The 14,737-nt window shown below is 67.8% G+C and carries 15 protein-coding genes; 11 read left to right on the top strand and 4 right to left on the bottom strand.

Annotated elements, in window-relative coordinates; all coding sequences use genetic code 11:
- Window positions 1-135: 135 nt before the first annotated feature.
- The 3 genes from rpmE to trxA form a co-directional block, all read right to left on the bottom strand.
- Window positions 136-342 carry a 50S ribosomal protein L31 gene (gene rpmE, locus TBD_RS00180; protein WP_011310552.1) on the bottom strand — a complete coding sequence of 69 codons (207 nt, stop codon included), beginning with the start codon at window positions 340-342 and terminating at the stop codon, window positions 136-138.
- Between the two features lie 280 nt (window positions 343-622).
- The gene (rho, locus tag TBD_RS00175) at window positions 623-1,882 is read right to left on the bottom strand and encodes a transcription termination factor Rho (protein WP_011310550.1); all 1,260 of its coding nucleotides are present in this window, start codon (window positions 1,880-1,882) and stop codon (window positions 623-625) included.
- Window positions 1,883-1,996: 114 nt separating this feature from the next.
- A complete protein-coding gene (gene trxA, locus TBD_RS00170; protein ID WP_011310549.1) occupies window positions 1,997-2,323 on the bottom strand; it encodes a thioredoxin TrxA in 327 nt (108 codons plus the stop codon).
- Between the two features lie 167 nt (window positions 2,324-2,490).
- Between trxA and fdxA the strand changes: the two genes are divergently transcribed.
- From fdxA to phoU, 11 genes are all read left to right on the top strand, one after another.
- Window positions 2,491-2,814, top strand: a complete 324-nt coding sequence (fdxA, locus tag TBD_RS00165; RefSeq protein ID WP_011310548.1) for a ferredoxin FdxA — start codon at window positions 2,491-2,493, stop codon at window positions 2,812-2,814.
- On the top strand, window positions 2,772-5,426 hold the full coding sequence (locus TBD_RS00160) for a PD-(D/E)XK nuclease family protein (protein ID WP_081429983.1): 2,655 nt from the start codon (window positions 2,772-2,774) through the stop codon (window positions 5,424-5,426). The genes fdxA and TBD_RS00160 overlap by 43 nt, the downstream gene beginning before the upstream one ends.
- Window positions 5,419-8,688 (top strand): UvrD-helicase domain-containing protein, encoded by a 3,270-nt coding sequence (locus TBD_RS00155; protein WP_011310546.1) that lies wholly within the window; start codon window positions 5,419-5,421, stop codon window positions 8,686-8,688. Before TBD_RS00160 ends, TBD_RS00155 begins: the two co-directional genes overlap by 8 nt.
- On the top strand, window positions 8,685-9,281 hold the full coding sequence (locus TBD_RS00150; protein WP_011310545.1) for a DUF938 domain-containing protein: 597 nt from the start codon (window positions 8,685-8,687) through the stop codon (window positions 9,279-9,281). Before TBD_RS00155 ends, TBD_RS00150 begins: the two co-directional genes overlap by 4 nt.
- Window positions 9,282-9,345: 64 nt before the next feature.
- Window positions 9,346-9,684, top strand: a complete 339-nt coding sequence (locus tag TBD_RS00145; protein WP_011310544.1) for a hypothetical protein — start codon at window positions 9,346-9,348, stop codon at window positions 9,682-9,684.
- 93 nt (window positions 9,685-9,777) lie between these two features.
- Complete coding sequence (locus TBD_RS00140; RefSeq protein ID WP_238376468.1) at window positions 9,778-10,062, top strand: hypothetical protein; 285 nt, start codon at window positions 9,778-9,780, stop codon at window positions 10,060-10,062.
- A 55-nt stretch (window positions 10,063-10,117) separates the two neighbouring features.
- A complete protein-coding gene (gene argJ, locus TBD_RS00135; RefSeq protein WP_011310542.1) occupies window positions 10,118-11,341 on the top strand; it encodes a bifunctional glutamate N-acetyltransferase/amino-acid acetyltransferase ArgJ in 1,224 nt (407 codons plus the stop codon).
- A gap of 91 nt (window positions 11,342-11,432) precedes the next feature.
- On the top strand, window positions 11,433-12,275 hold the full coding sequence (locus TBD_RS00130; protein ID WP_011310541.1) for an ATP-binding protein: 843 nt from the start codon (window positions 11,433-11,435) through the stop codon (window positions 12,273-12,275).
- On the top strand, window positions 12,272-13,210 hold the full coding sequence (locus tag TBD_RS00125) for a Nudix family hydrolase (protein WP_011310540.1): 939 nt from the start codon (window positions 12,272-12,274) through the stop codon (window positions 13,208-13,210). Before TBD_RS00130 ends, TBD_RS00125 begins: the two co-directional genes overlap by 4 nt.
- Complete coding sequence (locus TBD_RS00120) at window positions 13,207-13,620, top strand: hypothetical protein (RefSeq protein ID WP_011310539.1); 414 nt, start codon at window positions 13,207-13,209, stop codon at window positions 13,618-13,620. The genes TBD_RS00125 and TBD_RS00120 overlap by 4 nt, the downstream gene beginning before the upstream one ends.
- Window positions 13,621-13,692: 72 nt before the next feature.
- On the top strand, window positions 13,693-14,394 hold the full coding sequence (gene phoU, locus TBD_RS00115) for a phosphate signaling complex protein PhoU (RefSeq protein ID WP_011310538.1): 702 nt from the start codon (window positions 13,693-13,695) through the stop codon (window positions 14,392-14,394).
- A 57-nt stretch (window positions 14,395-14,451) separates the two neighbouring features.
- On the opposite strand, the gene TBD_RS00110 is transcribed toward phoU, so the two are convergent.
- Window positions 14,452-14,727 carry an oxidative damage protection protein gene (locus TBD_RS00110; protein WP_011310537.1) on the bottom strand — a complete coding sequence of 92 codons (276 nt, stop codon included), beginning with the start codon at window positions 14,725-14,727 and terminating at the stop codon, window positions 14,452-14,454.
- Between the last annotated feature and the right edge of the window lie 10 nt (window positions 14,728-14,737).

Below are 14,737 nucleotides of genomic sequence, written 5' to 3'. Positions count from 1 at the left end.
AAAGCCCCTCGGGGTGTCACATCTGCCTCATCTATTCGTCCGGAACGCAATGATAAACGCTGGCTTGCCGCAACAATGCAAAAAGCGGCCGAAGCCGCTTTGAGCATAGTACCTGGACCTGGGCGCGCGCCTGGCTTACTTCATGCCGTAGCGCTGGCGGAACTTCTCGACGCGGCCGGCGGTGTCGACGATCTTTTGCTTGCCGGTGTAGAACGGATGGCAGGACGCGCAGACTTCCACGTGCAGGGCGGGTTTGCCGAGCGTCGAGCGGGTGACGAAGGTGTTGCCGCACGAGCAGGTCACGGTCACTTCGTTGTAGTCGGGGTGGATGCCGGCTTTCATGGCAATTCCTTAGCGGGTTGAATTCGGAGAACGCGGGAGTATAGCGGCTCCCGCCGGCTTGATCAAGCTTTGCGGTGCGACCCGGAGTGGGCGCGACAGGGAGGCGATTCCTTCCCGGCGTCAGCCCCGCCGCATCGAATCGAAGAACTCGCCGTTGTTCTTCGTCGCGCGGATCTTGTCGAGGAGGAATTCCATCGCCGGAGTGTGCGCTCGCGGAGGGAGGAGCCTCGGCACGTGCGACCCGGAGCGGGCGCGACAGGGAGGCGATTCCTTCGCGGCGTCAGCCCCGCCGCATCGAATCGAAGAACTCGCCGTTATTCTTCGTCGCGCGGATCTTGTCGAGGAGGAATTCCATCGCCTCCATGTCGTCCATCGGATAGAGCAGTTTGCGCAGCACCCACACCTTTTGCAGGATGTCGTGCGGCATCAGCAGTTCCTCGCGGCGGGTGCCGGAGCGGTTGACGTTGATCGCCGGGTACTGGCGCTTCTCGGCCATCTTGCGATCGAGGTGGATCTCGAGGTTGCCGGTGCCCTTGAATTCCTCGTAGATGACGTCGTCCATGCGGCTGCCGGTTTCGATCAGCGCGGTCGCGAGGATCGTCAGGCTGCCGCCTTCCTCGATGTTGCGCGCGGCGCCGAAGAAGCGCTTCGGCTTCTGCAGGGCGTTGGCGTCGACACCGCCCGTCAGCACCTTGCCGGACGCCGGCTGGACCGTGTTGTAGGCGCGCGCGAGGCGGGTGATCGAATCGAGCAGGATCACGACGTCCTTCTTGTGCTCGACAAGGCGCTTGGCGCGCTCGATCACCATCTCGGCGACCTGCACGTGGCGGCTCGCGGGCTCGTCGAACGTCGACGCGACGACTTCGCCGCGCACGGTGCGGCTCATTTCGGTCACTTCCTCGGGGCGCTCGTCGATCAGCAGCACGAACAGCACGACCTCGGGATGGTTGGAGCTGATCGCGTGCGCGATGTGCTGCAGCATCACGGTCTTGCCGGACTTCGGCGGGGCGACGAGCAGGCCGCGCTGGCCCTTGCCGATCGGCGCGACGATGTCGATCACGCGGCTGGTGATGTTCTCCTCCGCCTTGATCTCGCGCTCGAGCTTGAGCGGCTTGTCCGGATGCAGCGGGGTCAGGTTCTCGAACAGGATCTTGTTCTTGCTGGCCTCGGGCGGCTCGCCGTTGATCAGGTCGAGCTTGGTCATCGCCGAATAGCGCTCGCCGTCCTTGGGCGTGCGGATCTCGCCCTCGATCTTGTCGCCGGTATGCAGGTTGAAGCGGCGGATCTGCGACGGCGACACGTAGATGTCGTCGGTGTTCGCGAGGTAAGACGTTTCGGGCGAGCGCAGGAAGCCGAAGCCGTCCGGCAGCACTTCGAGCACGCCGTCACCGTAGATGCTTTCACCACGCTTCGCGAGCGTCTTCAGGATGGTGAAAATCAGTTCCTGCTTGCGAAACCGGTTCGCGTTGTCGATGCCATGGGCGGCGGCGACTTCGAGCAGTTCGGTGATCGGCTTTTGCTTGAGTTCGGAGAGGTGCATGGGGGAGGCCTGACTGGGCTCGCTTGAAAGAGCCGGACGTGTGGGGGGAACGGATGCGGACGACGCTGCGGGCTTAGAGCGCTCGCGGGGCAATGCGTCCGAGCAGGGCATGGATCAGATGTTGCTGTCGACGAAAGCGGTCAGCTGGGATTTGGACAGCGCGCCGACCTTGGTCGCTTCGACGTTGCCGTTCTTGAAGATCATCAGGGTCGGGATGCCGCGGATGCCGAACTTGGGAGGCGTCGCCTGATTCTCGTCGATGTTGAGCTTGCAGACCTTGAGCTTGCCCGCGTATTCCTTGGCGACTTCGTCGAGGATCGGAGAAATCATCTTGCAGGGGCCGCACCAGTCCGCCCAGTAGTCCACCAGAACGGGTACGCCGGCCTGCAGCACTTCCTGTTCGAATGAATCGTCGGAAATGTAATGAACATGTTCGCTCATTGGTGAAGCTCCTAATTGATGAGGTGGGGACGTGGGGCCGGACAGGGCCTGGACAGTTCTAAAGCAGACGGTAAAGCTGGAAAATTCGGTTTTGTGCCGATATGCTACATCAAAATCGCGGGGCGCAAGCAACCCGCGCTTTTCCTCAATAATCTGGGAAAACACGAATGACTTACGTTGTCACCGACGCCTGTGTGAAGTGCAAGTACACCGATTGTGTCGATGTCTGTCCGGTGGACTGCTTTCACGAAGGCCCCAACTTCCTCGCCATCGATCCGGAGGAGTGCATCGACTGCACGCTGTGCGTCGCCGAATGTCCGGTCGAGGCCATCTACGCCGAGGACGACGTACCGGACGACCAGCGCGCCTATATCGCGCTCAACGCCGAGCTGGCGAAGGCATGGAAGGTCATCGTCGAGCGCCATGACCCGCTTCCGGACGCGGACGAATGGGCCGGAGTCAAGGACAAGATCAAATACCTGGAACGCTGAGCCGACCGCTCCCCCCGGGCCGCCCTGCGCCGCTGCAAGGCGTCGCCCGCCGTCTGCTGGACCTCTACGCCGATCGTCTGCCCGATCTCTCGGGCGTCGTCGTGCTCGTCCCCAACCATCGCGCCGGACTCGACTTCGCCCGGGCGCTGGCGCGCGAAGCCGGGCGCGCAGCGCTCGTCGCCCCGCAGATCACGCCCCTCAAGGCCTGGGCCGAGCGCTTCGCCGAAGCTGCTGCCGAGCCGCAGGCACGTCGACTCGCGCGGCTGCACGCGGCCCTGCGCCACAGCGACTGGCTCGGTTCGGTCGACAAGTGGGCATTGGCGAACGAATTGCTGCGGCTCATCGACGAGCTGTCGGCCGCGCGCGCGCCGGGCGCAACCGGGCAGCCCGTCCTCGACCTTCCGCCGGACGTCTCGCCGGAGCGTGAAGTCGCGCTCATCGAGGCCGTCTGGCGGACGCTCAACGCCGGCGGCGACGACCCGCAGGCGCGTTACGCCGCGGCGCTGGACGCGCTCGCTGCCGACCTCACCCGCGCGCCGCGGCCGATCTTCGGCTACGCGCTCGGCCCGCTCAGCGGCGGCGAGCAGGCCTTTCTCGCGCGTTGCGCCGACCATGCGCCGCTGACCCTATACGAAGGCGACGCCGACGACCCCGTCGCCTTGACCCTGCGGCAGGCCTGGCTCGCCACCGAGCCGCCGCTGCAGGCACGCGCCACGGCGCTCGCCACGCGCTTCGCCGACTCGCCCGTGGTGGAGCAGATCACCGTGGCGCCCGCACCGCATCTTGAAGCGGAGGCGCGCGCCGTCGCGAGCTGGGTCGCCGCGCAACTGCGCGCGGGCAGGCAGGCGCTCGCACTGATCGCGCTCGACCGCGAAACCGCCCGCCGGGTACGCGCGCTGCTCGAACGCCTCGACGTTCTCGTCGCCGACGAAACCGGCTGGGCGCTTTCGACGACGGTCGCCGCCGCGGTCGTCGACCGCTGGCTCGAATGCGTGGCCAGCGACTTTCCGCACGTCGAGCTGCTCGACCTGCTCAAGTCGCCTTTCGTGCTTGACGATCCAGCCGCCCGCCAGGACCAGGTTCTGCAGCTCGAACTCGCGCTGCGCCGCCAGCGGGTGGCGCAGGGCGCAGCCGACATCGAGCGCGTTGCGCGGCAGGAGTTCGGCGCGCTCCCCGCATGGCTCGCTTCGCTGTTCGACGCACGCCAGCGTTTTGCCCGCACCTCCGCCCCGCTCGCGCTCTGGCTGCAGCGACTCGCCGACAGCCTCGACCAGCTCGCCGCCCGGGCACCGCTCGAAGCCGACGCCGCCGGCGCCCGCGTGTTGGAGACGCTCGCCGCACTCGGTCGCGATCTCGCGCAAGACTCCGAAAAATACGACTTCAACGAATGGCGGCGCTGGCTCGGTCTCGCACTCGAGTCGGCGAGCTTCGTCGACGCCGGCGTCGACAGCCCGATCGTGTTGACGTCGCTGCCCGCCGCGCGCGGACGCAGCTTCGATGCCATCGCGGTGATCGGCGCAGACGCCCGTCACCTGCCCGCACTACCCACGCCGGGCCTGTTTTCGCAAGCCACGCGCCGCCAGCTCGGTCTGCGCACGAGCGCGGACGACGCCGCCGACGCCGTCACCGACCTCATCGCATTGCTCGGCCAGGGACCTGCACTCCTGAGTTGGCGCGCATGGAACGACGACGAGCCCAACCCGGCGTCGCCGCTCGTTCTGCGCCTCCAGGCCCTGCACCTCGCGGCGTGGAGCAGCGCCCTGCCCGAGCAGGGTATCGGCGAGCCGCCCGCCCGGGCGAGCACGCTGCCCGGACGCTGCACGCGCCCGGCGCCGGTCGTGCCCGCTGCGCGACTGCCGCGGCGCTATTCGCCGACGGCCTATCAGACACTGCTCGATTGTCCTTACCATTTCTTCGCCCGCGCCGTACTCGGCATCCGCGAACTCGACGAAGCCGACGATGCGCTCGACAAGAGCGACTACGGCAACGCGCTGCACCGGATCCTCAAGCGCTTCCACGACGGCGACCCGCCGCACGATCCCGCGCAGGCGCTGGCCTTGCTCGACGCCTGCGCGGAGGCCGAATTCGCGGCGCTGCCCGCGTATACGGCCGCGGCCTGGCGCAGCAAGTGGAGCGCGATCGCGCCGGCCTACGTCGACGCCTGGCTCGAGTGGGCGGGCGAAGGCTGGCGCCATGCGTCGAGCGAATCGGAGTTCGCGGTCGCGGTCGCGGTCGCCGGCCTCGGCGAAGTCACGCTGCACGGCCGCGTCGACCGCGTCGACCGCCGCGGCGACGCGCTCGCCGTGATCGACTACAAGACCGGCAGCGCGCAAGGCCTGAAGAAGAAGCTCAGGATGCCGGACGAAGCCGTGCAGCTGCCGTTCTATGCCTGGCTGTGCAACGCGCGCGCCGCCTACCTGCCGATCAACGAAGCGCCCGTCGCCCCGCTCGAACTCGACGGCGAGACCGACGTCGACGCAATCAGCCGCCGTCTGCCCGAACTGCTCGCGGCGCTCGCCGCCGGCGCGCCGCTACCGGCGGGCGGGGTCGAGGCCGACTGCCGGTACTGCGCGGTGCGCGGCCTGTGCCGCAAGGGCATGTGGCATGCGTGAAGCGCTCGACGCCGCCATCGCGCTCTCGCCCAACCGTTCGGCGGTCGTCGAAGCCTGCGCCGGCAGCGGCAAGACCTGGCTTCTCGTGTCGCGCATGCTGCGCCTGCTGCTCGCCGGCGCGGCGCCGTCGGAACTGCTCGCGATCACCTTCACGCGCAAGGCGGCGCAGGAAATGACCGATCGCCTGCACGAATGGCTGCGCGTGCTGGCGCTCGCGGACGACGCGACCGTGCGCGCTTTTTTGCGCGAACGCGAGGTGCCGGCCGACGAGATCGACGCGCTGCTGCCACGCGCGCGCGGACTGCTCGAAGCGGTACTGAGCGCGCAGCCCGGGCCGACGGTGACGACGTTTCACGGCTGGTTTCTCGACCTCCTCAAGCGCGCGCCGCTCGAGGCCGGCCTGCCCTGGGGCGCGCCGCTGCTCGAACGCGAAAGCGAGTTGCTGAACGAGGTGCGCGAGCGCCTGTTCGCGCGCTGGGCGGCCGCGCCTGCCTCGCCGGAGGGCGCAGCGCTGCTCGCGCTGCTCGCTTCGCTCGGCGAGCACAATCTGCGCGCGCTGCTGCGCAATTTCATCGCCGCGCGCATCGAATGGCAGGCCTTCGCGCGCGATCAGGCCGACCCGGTCGGCTATGCGCTCGGAGAATTGCAGCATTGCCTGCAGAGCGAGCTCGACGCCGATCCGGTCGCGGCGTTCTGGGCCGATCCGGCGCTGCGCGCACGCGTCGGGCGGCTCGGCGAGGCGCTCGAGAAAGGCAGCGAGACTGAGCGCAAGAAGGCGCTGGCCATCCGTGAAGCGATCGACGCCGCCGACGTCGTGCAGCTGCGCGGACTGATCCTGAAGAAGGACGGCGAACGTCTGGCCAAAAAAGCGAATGCATCGACACTCGCCGCGCTCGGCGCCGAGGCCGACACGTTCTTGCGCGACTACGCCAGCGTCGAGGACGCGCTCGAAGCGCTCGCCCGCCACCAGACGGACTTGCGCATCCGGGAGCTCAATCGCCATGGCCTGCTGCTCGGCCATGCCCTGTTCACGGCTTATCAGGATGCGAAGCGACGGCAGGGCGTGATCGACTTCGCCGACGCGGAGTGGCTCGGCTGTCAGCTGCTCATGAGCGAGGAATACGCGCCGGCGCTGGCGATGAAGCTCGACGCGCGCTACCGCCATCTGCTGCTCGACGAATTCCAGGACACCAATCCGCTGCAATGGCAGGCGCTCTCGACCTGGCTGCTCGAAGCGCGCGGCGGCGGGAGCGAAATGACGGTCTTCATGGTCGGCGACCCGAAACAGGCGATCTACCGGTTTCGCCGCGGCGAGGCACGCGTCTTCGACGCGGCGACGGACTTTCTGCACAGTCATTTCGAAGCCGCCCGCTTCAGCACCGACATGACGCGGCGGCTCGCGCCGCCTGTCGTCGCCGCCCTAAACCCCGTGTTCGCCGGCGTCACGGGCTTCGCGGAACATCGGCACGCGCCGCAAAACGCCGAGCGCCCGGGCGCGCTGCGCGTACTGCCGCTGCAGGTCGAGAAAACCGAGCCGGTCACCGCAGGGGGATTGCGCAATCCCTTGACGACAGCGCGGACCGAGGCCGAGGACCGCGTCGTCGACGAAGAGGCCCGCGTATTCGCCCGTACCCTGCGTGACGAGATCCTCGGCCGCTGGGGCGTCATCGACAAGGGCACGTCGCGGGCCGCGGCGCCGCGCGACGTCATCGCACTGGTCAAGAAGCGCACCCACCTGCACGTCTACGAACGCGAACTGGAGGCTGCGCGCATCCCCTACATCACCTCGCGCCGCGGCGGCTTGTTGAACGCGCTCGAGGCACGCGACCTCGTCGCGCTCATCGAATGCCTGCTGCTGCCGCACGCCGACCTCAAGCTCGCACACGTGCTGAAGAGCCCGATCTTCGACTGCAGCGACGACGACCTGCTGAGCGTGTTCGCCCCGCAGCCTGACGCCGGTGCGCGCGGCTGGGAACGCCTGCTGGCGCTCGCCGAGGCGCCCCACGCCACGGCAGAAGCCGCCCGCGCGGCGCGGCTTCTGCCGCGCTGGCGCGAACGCTGCGGCACGCTGCCGGTGCACGACCTGCTCGACCACATCTATTGCGAAGGGGACGTCGAAGCACGCTACGCCGCCGCGGTGCCGCCGGCACGGCGGCCCCAGGTCGAAGCCAACCTGCGCGCCTTCATGCAACTGGCCCTGACCCAGGACGCCGGCCGCTATCCGACGCTCGCCGGCTTCGTGCGCGAGCTCGCGTCGCTCATCGACGACGCCGACGCGTCGCCCGACGAAGGCCTCGCGGCCGACGGCGCCGACGCGGTCAGGCTCCTGACCATCCACGGCGCGAAGGGCCTCGAGGCGCCCATCGTCTGGCTGCTCGGCGGCAGCGACCGTCCGCACGGCGAAAGCTACGGCGTGCTCGCGCCGTGGCCGCCGGACGCGCCGGCGCCGCTGCATTTTTCGCTGTTCGGCAAACAGGACGAGCGCGGCGCGGGCAGACAGGGCTCGTTCGACGAGGAGAAGACGCTCGCCGAACGCGAAGCGGACAATCTGCTTTACGTCGCGCTCACGCGCGCCGAACAGGCCCTGATCGTCAGCGGCGACGCCGGCAAGAACGCCTGGGTCCAGCGCGTCGAAGCGGCCTGGCACGCGCTCGACCTGCCGGCGGACCTGCCCGTCGCCGCCGAGGCAGGGACGCACAACATCGAGCTGCGGACCCCGATCGAAGCGCCGCCGATCGGCCGCCGTGTCGCCTCGCCGGGGCACAACGCGGCGGCGGCGAGCGGGGAATTTTTCCACGCCTGTCTCGAGGTCCACGCACCGCCCGGCGCGCCGCGCAAGCTCGCCGAACTCGCGATGCATCTCGGGCTCGAGCGCGAACACGCGCGGATCGAAGCCGAGGCACGCGCCCTCCTCGCGCGGCCGGAACTCGCGCATCTGTTCGACCCGGCACGCTATCGGCGCGCATACAACGAGCTCGCGCTGCTCGACCGCGACGGGCGCTTGCAGCGCGCCGACCGCGTCGTCGAGGGCGAGGACGCGGTCTGGCTCGTCGACTACAAGATGGGCGAGCAGAGCCGTTTGCTGTCCGACACCGCGCTCGCCGAGGCGCATCGCGCGCAACTCGCCGGTTATCGGTCCTTGCTCGCCGCGCTCTATCCGCACAAACCGGTCCATGCCGTGCTGCTGCTCGCCGACGGCCGCCTGGTCGAGGTCGACACCGACGTCGCCAACCCGCTTTCCTTCCTGGAGCCACGCCCGTGAGCGACAAACCTTTTGCAGAATCCTGCGTGCAGAACCGCGCACCGATCCTCGCGGTCCTGCGCGAGTGGTTCGCCGACCGCCGGCGCGTGCTCGAGGTCGGCAGCGGCACCGGGCAGCACGCGGTCTATTTCGCCCCCGAACTGCCGCATCTGAGCTGGCAGACAGCCGACGTCGTCGCGCATCACGCGGGTATTCGCCAATGGCTGGCCGACGCCGCGGCGCCCAATGCGCTGCCGCCGATCGCGCTCGACGTCAACGACGATTCCTGGCATCGCGCGCGCTACGACGCGGTGTTCTCGGCCAATACGCTGCACATCATGAGTTGGCCCGAGGTCGAAAAATTTTTCGTCGGCGTCGGCGCGGTGCTCGAGCCGGGCGGCGTGCTCGCGGTCTACGGTCCTTTCAACTACGGCGGCACTTACACGTCCGAGAGCAACGCGCGTTTCGACGCTTGGCTGAAGGCGCGCGACCCCGCGTCCGGCGTGCGCGACTTCGAGGCCATCGATGCCTTGGCGCGTGCGCAGGGACTGCGTCTCGAACGTGACGTGGCGATGCCGGCGAACAATCGCACCCTGGTCTGGCGCGCGAAATGATTCCCGCTTTGTGTTGGGAATCGCTCTGCTATAACACAACCATCGTGACGCAAGGTAGAGCCCCATGCGCATCGCCGAACTCATCCAACGCTGGAGCAGGGAGGGGCACGCGCGCACCGACGTGCGTGCGTACACCGTGCACTTGCCACTGCGTGACGCGGCACGGATCGAAGCCCTCCACGTGATGTACCCGGGTCGCAGCGACAGCCAACTCATGGCCGACCTGATTCGGGCCGCGCTCGACGAACTCGAGGTCGCGATGCCCTACGTTCCCGGCAACCGTGTGATTGCCGAAGACGACTACGGCGATCCGATCTACGAGGATCTCGGCCCGACGCCGCAGTTCTACTCGCTCTCGCACGAGATTCTGCGCAAGCTGGCGACCGCGCCACTCGAGAAATAGCTGTCGGATAAGTTTACAGCGCCGTTACTGTCCCTACCGTTGACCGGCCGGGACGCTTTGTGTTGCGTCACCGGCCGTGTTCTGGCACGCCCGTTGCTCGCTCGTCCTTACAACTCCAACAACAATGCGGACGACATCATGTACCTCGGCCCGGCCCTGCTTTTTGCGGCGTTTGCCAGCCTGTTCTACGTCCCCGGCTTTCTCGACCTTCCGCTCGGCGTGCTCACCCCGCGACAGTGCGTCTCGCAAACGCTTTTTCTCGTCTTCACGCTCATTGCATTCGCCGCCCTCGCGCGCTCGATCGAACTCGATCCGGTCTGGCCGTGGCGGCCCGAGTTTCGCCGCGCCCTGAACTGGCTGCTCGGCCGCACACCTTGAAGCCGGGCGCCAGCCGCCCGCATAAAATAGCGGTTTTGCCTCCCGGTACGCCGCCATGCCCGTCAATCTTGTCGCACCCGACCCCGCCTCGCTTTTGCCGGTTCCCGGCGTCCGTCTGGGCATCGCCTCAGCCGGCATCAAGAAAGCGGGCAGACGCGACCTCACCCTGATCGAACTCGCGCCAGGCAGCCGCGTCGCTGGGGTCTTCACGCAGAATCGTTTCTGCGCCGCGCCGGTCACCGTGTGTCGCGAACATCTGACGCGCGGCGACGTCCGCGCGCTCGTGATCAATACCGGGAACGCCAACGCGGGTACGGGCGACGAAGGCCTCGACCGCGCGCGCCGGACCTGTTCCGCGGTCGCCGATCTGTTCGCCGTCGACGCCACCCAGGTCCTGCCATTTTCGACCGGCGTGATCCTCGAGCCGCTGCCGATCGACAAGATCCTGCCAGCGCTGCCGGCGGCGCACGCCGACCTCGCGGCCGGGCACTGGAGCGAAGCTGCCGCCGCGATCATGACGACCGACATCGTCGCCAAGGGCGCATCGCGGCAACTGCAGATCGACGGCAGGACGATCACGGTCACCGGCATCGCGAAGGGCTCCGGCATGATCCACCCCAATATGGCGACCATGCTCGGCTTCGTCGCCACCGACGCCGCGATCGCACCCGCCCTCATGCAACGCATGGTGCGTGACGTTGCGGACGTTTCGTTCAACTGCGTCACGGTCGACGGCGACACCTCGACCAACGACAGCTTCATCCTGATCGCCACCGGACAGGCGGGCAACGCCGAGATCGCCGACGCAGGGACCGACTATTCCGCGCTCAAGGCGGCGCTCGCCGACGTCGCGATCGAGCTCGCGCAGGCGATGGCGCGCGACGGCGAGGGGGCGACGAAGTTCATGACCATCGCCGTCGAAGGCGGGCGCGACCGGGCGGAGTGCAAGCAGATCGCCTACGCGATCGCGCGATCGCCGCTCGTCAAGACCGCGTTCTTCGCGAGCGACCCGAACCTCGGCCGCATCCTCGCCGCGATCGGCTACGCCGGCGTCCAGGACCTCGACGTCAACGCGCTCAAAGTGTGGCTCGGCGACGTCCTCGTCGCCGAAGCGGGCGGCCGTGCCGCAGGCTACAGCGAAGCCGCGGCGGCGGCGGTCATGAAGGCGGCCGAGATCACCGTCCGCGTATCGCTCGCGCGCGGCGACGCCCGCGCCACCGTGTGGACCTGCGACTTCTCGTACGACTACGTGAAGATCAACGCGGAATATCGCACCTGAGCGTGCAGCCGGCTCCCTTCCGGCACGGCGCGCGCGGCATGCCGCACATCGAAAGCCGATTTTTTCGCCGAGCGGACGCTAGAATTTCGGGATGACCGATCTCGCTTCGCTTCTTCCGCGCATCGAGCGGCTGCTCGATCGTCTCGACGGGCCGGCGGCGCCGCCGGCCTTGGACTGGAAAGACGTCGCCGCCGCGCGCTGGCTCGCGCCGAGCGCGCGCTTCAAACCGATCGCCCATCCGCAGCGCGTCGCGCTTGCAAATCTGCTTGCGATCGACGCGCAGAAGCAGCGTGTCGACGCCAATACGCGACAGTTCGTCGCCGGCCGTCCTGCCAATAACGTGCTGCTGACCGGCGCACGCGGCTGCGGCAAGTCTTCGCTGGTCAAGGCGGTTCACGCGGAGTACGCCGGCCAGGGGCTGCGCCTGATCGAAGTCGACAAGGCGGGGCTCACCAGCCTGCCCGACCTCTTCGAGGTGCTCGCCGAAGCGGACGGCTACCGCTTCATCGTCTTCATCGACGACCTGAGCTTTGCCGAGCACGAGGCCGGGTACGCGAGCCTCAAGGCCGCGCTCGACGGTTCGCTCGCGGGCCCGAGCGACAACGTGCTGATCTACGCGACCTCGAACCGGCGCCACCTGATGCCCGAGTACATGGCGGAAAATCTCGAAACGAGCTATCTCGGCGGCGAGGTGCGCCCGGGCGAAGCGATCGAGGAAAAAGTTTCGTTGTCCGATCGATTCGGGCTGTGGGTCTCGTTCCACGTCATCGACCAGGACACCTACCTCGCGATCGCGCGCCACTGGGTCGCGTCGCTCGGCGGAACTCTCGACGCAGGCTTCGAGCGTGCCGCGCTGCAATGGGCGCAGGGCCGCGGGGCGCGCAACGGGCGGGTCGCCTCGCAGTTCGCGCGCGACTGGGTGGGCAGGCGATGAACGCGGCCGTCGTCGAGGTCGTCGCCGCGGTCCTGACCCAGCCAGACGGCCGCGTGCTGCTCGCGCAACGCCCCGCGGGCAAGGTATACGCCGGTCATTGGGAATTCCCGGGAGGCAAGGTCGAGGCGGGCGAAACGCTCGAAGACGCGCTCGTCCGCGAACTGCGCGAGGAACTCGGGATCACGGTCAGCGCCGACTGTCGCTGGATCACCCGCGTGTTCGAATATCCCCACGCGACGGTGCGGCTGAACTTCTTTCGCGTGTTCGCGTGGCAGGGCACGCCGCACCCGCACGAAGGCCAGGTCTTTTCCTGGCAGCGGCCCGAAGCGGTCGAAGTGACGCCGCTCCTGCCCGCCAATTTTCCGATCGTGAAAGCCTTGTCGCTGCCGCCGGTGCTCGGCATCAGCCAGGCCGAGACCCTCGGCGCCGACAGCTTTCTCGCCCGGCTCGACGTCGCGCTCGCCGAGGGCCTGCGGCTCATCCAGGTGCGTGACAAATCCCTGCCCGAGGACGAGCGCCTCCATCTCGCGCGCGAAACGGTCCGCCGCGCGCGCCGCCATGGCGCGCGCGTACTGGTGAACGGCAGCGCCGATCTCGCGCAGGCCGCAGATGCCGACGGCGTCCACCTCGACGCCGCCGCCGCAGCCCGCTGCAGCGTGCGGCCCGATTGCGAATGGGTCGGCGTGTCGTGCCACGATGCGGATGAACTGGCGCAGGCGGCAGCGATCGGCGCCGACTTCGCGCTGCTCTCGCCCGTACTGCCCACACTCACCCACCCGGGCGCGCCGACGCTCGGATGGGCGCGCTTTTCCGCGCTCGCGGCGGCGAGCCCGATCCCGGTCTACGGCCTCGGCGGGCTAGCGCGCGACGACGTCGCGCTGGCTCGCACGCGCGGCGCGCACGGTGTCGCTTTGCTGCGCGGGGCCTGGACATGAAGCGCGTCCTCCTGCCGCTGTTGTTGGTCGTCGCACTACTCGGCGTTGCGGTCGTCGGCTACTGGATGAAACGGCCCCTCGAAGCGCAGACCGTCGCGTGCGCGAACCCGCTCGCCGGCTGCCCGTTCACGCACCACGGCGCGCCGGCACGAGTGACGTTCTCGACCCAGCCCGCGCCGATGGAAGCCTTCGAACTGCACGTCACCGCCCACGCCGCGAAAAACGGCAGCGCGGAATTCCAGATGGTCGGCATGGACATGGGCTTCAACCGCTACGACCTCCATCGCGCCGCCGGAAACGGCTTTTCCGCCCGGGTGACGCTGCCCGCGTGTGTGAGCGGCCGACGCGACTGGATCCTCACGCTCGAGATCGACGGCAGCCGCTACGCGATCCCGTTCAAGGCCCGCTGAGCGGGCTGCGGACATGCCAGCGTCATGACACGCGGCATATAATGAAAAACGATTCCTGGAGAGGACAGCACCGTGCCAACCGAACATACCTACAAACAATTCGACGCCGAGCTCGAGGCCGTGCGCGCGAACGTCCTGAAAATGGGCGGCCTGGTCGAAGAACAGATCACCAACGCGATCGAGGCGCTCGTTTCCGGCGACATGGACCTGGCTGAGCGCGTCGACGCCAGCGACCACAGCGTCAACGCGCTCGAAGTCTCGATCGACGAGGATTGCACCCACATCATTGCGCGTCGCCAGCCCACCGCTTCCGACCTGCGCATGGTCATGATGGTCGTGAAGACGATCACCGACCTCGAGCGGATCGGTGACGAAGCGGCCAAGATCGCGCGCATGGCGCGACTCATCCACCAAGCCGAACGCATCAGCCTGCCGCGCTTTTCCGAGGTGAAATACATGGGCGAGCTCGTGCTCGACATGCTGCGCAAGGCGCTCGACAGCTTCGCCCGGCTCGACGCGACCAAGGCCGTCGAGATCGCACGCCAAGACCAGTCGGTCGACGAGGAGTTCCGCCTCAATCTGCGCCACCTCATCACCTACATGATGGAAGACCCGCGCACGATTTCGGTCTTCATCGACATCCTGTTCGTGACCAAGGCGATCGAGCGCATGGGCGACCACGCCAAGAACATGTCCGAATACGTCGTCTACATGGTCAAGGGCAAGGACGTGCGCCACACCTCGCTCGAGGAAATCGAAAAGGAAGTGCTCTAGCGCCGCCTGCCAACGAAAAGGGCTCCCCGCGGGGAGCCCTTTTCGTTCGCCCGCGCCTCAGCGGGTCGGCGGAACGTAGCCTGCGGCCGCGTCGACGTTGCCGCCGCCGAAGAAGTAGCGCTCCATCTGTTCCATCAGATAGCTCCGCGCCTGCGGGTCGGCGAGATTGAGCCGGTTCTCGTTGATCAGCATGGTCTGGTGGCGCTGCCAGCCGGCCCAGGCTTCCTTCGATACGTTCTCGAAAATCTTCTTGCCGAGATCGCCCGGGACCGGCTGAAAGGCGAGGCCTTCCGCTTCGCGCCCGAGCTTCACACAGTTCACCATCCGCGTCATTTGCCTGCTC

This window comes from Thiobacillus denitrificans ATCC 25259 (assembly GCF_000012745.1).
GTDB classification, from domain to species: Bacteria; Pseudomonadota; Gammaproteobacteria; order Burkholderiales; family Thiobacillaceae; genus Thiobacillus; species Thiobacillus denitrificans_B.
The sequence above is the reverse complement of the archived record's forward strand: the minus strand, read 5'-3'. Positions and strand labels throughout refer to the sequence as shown.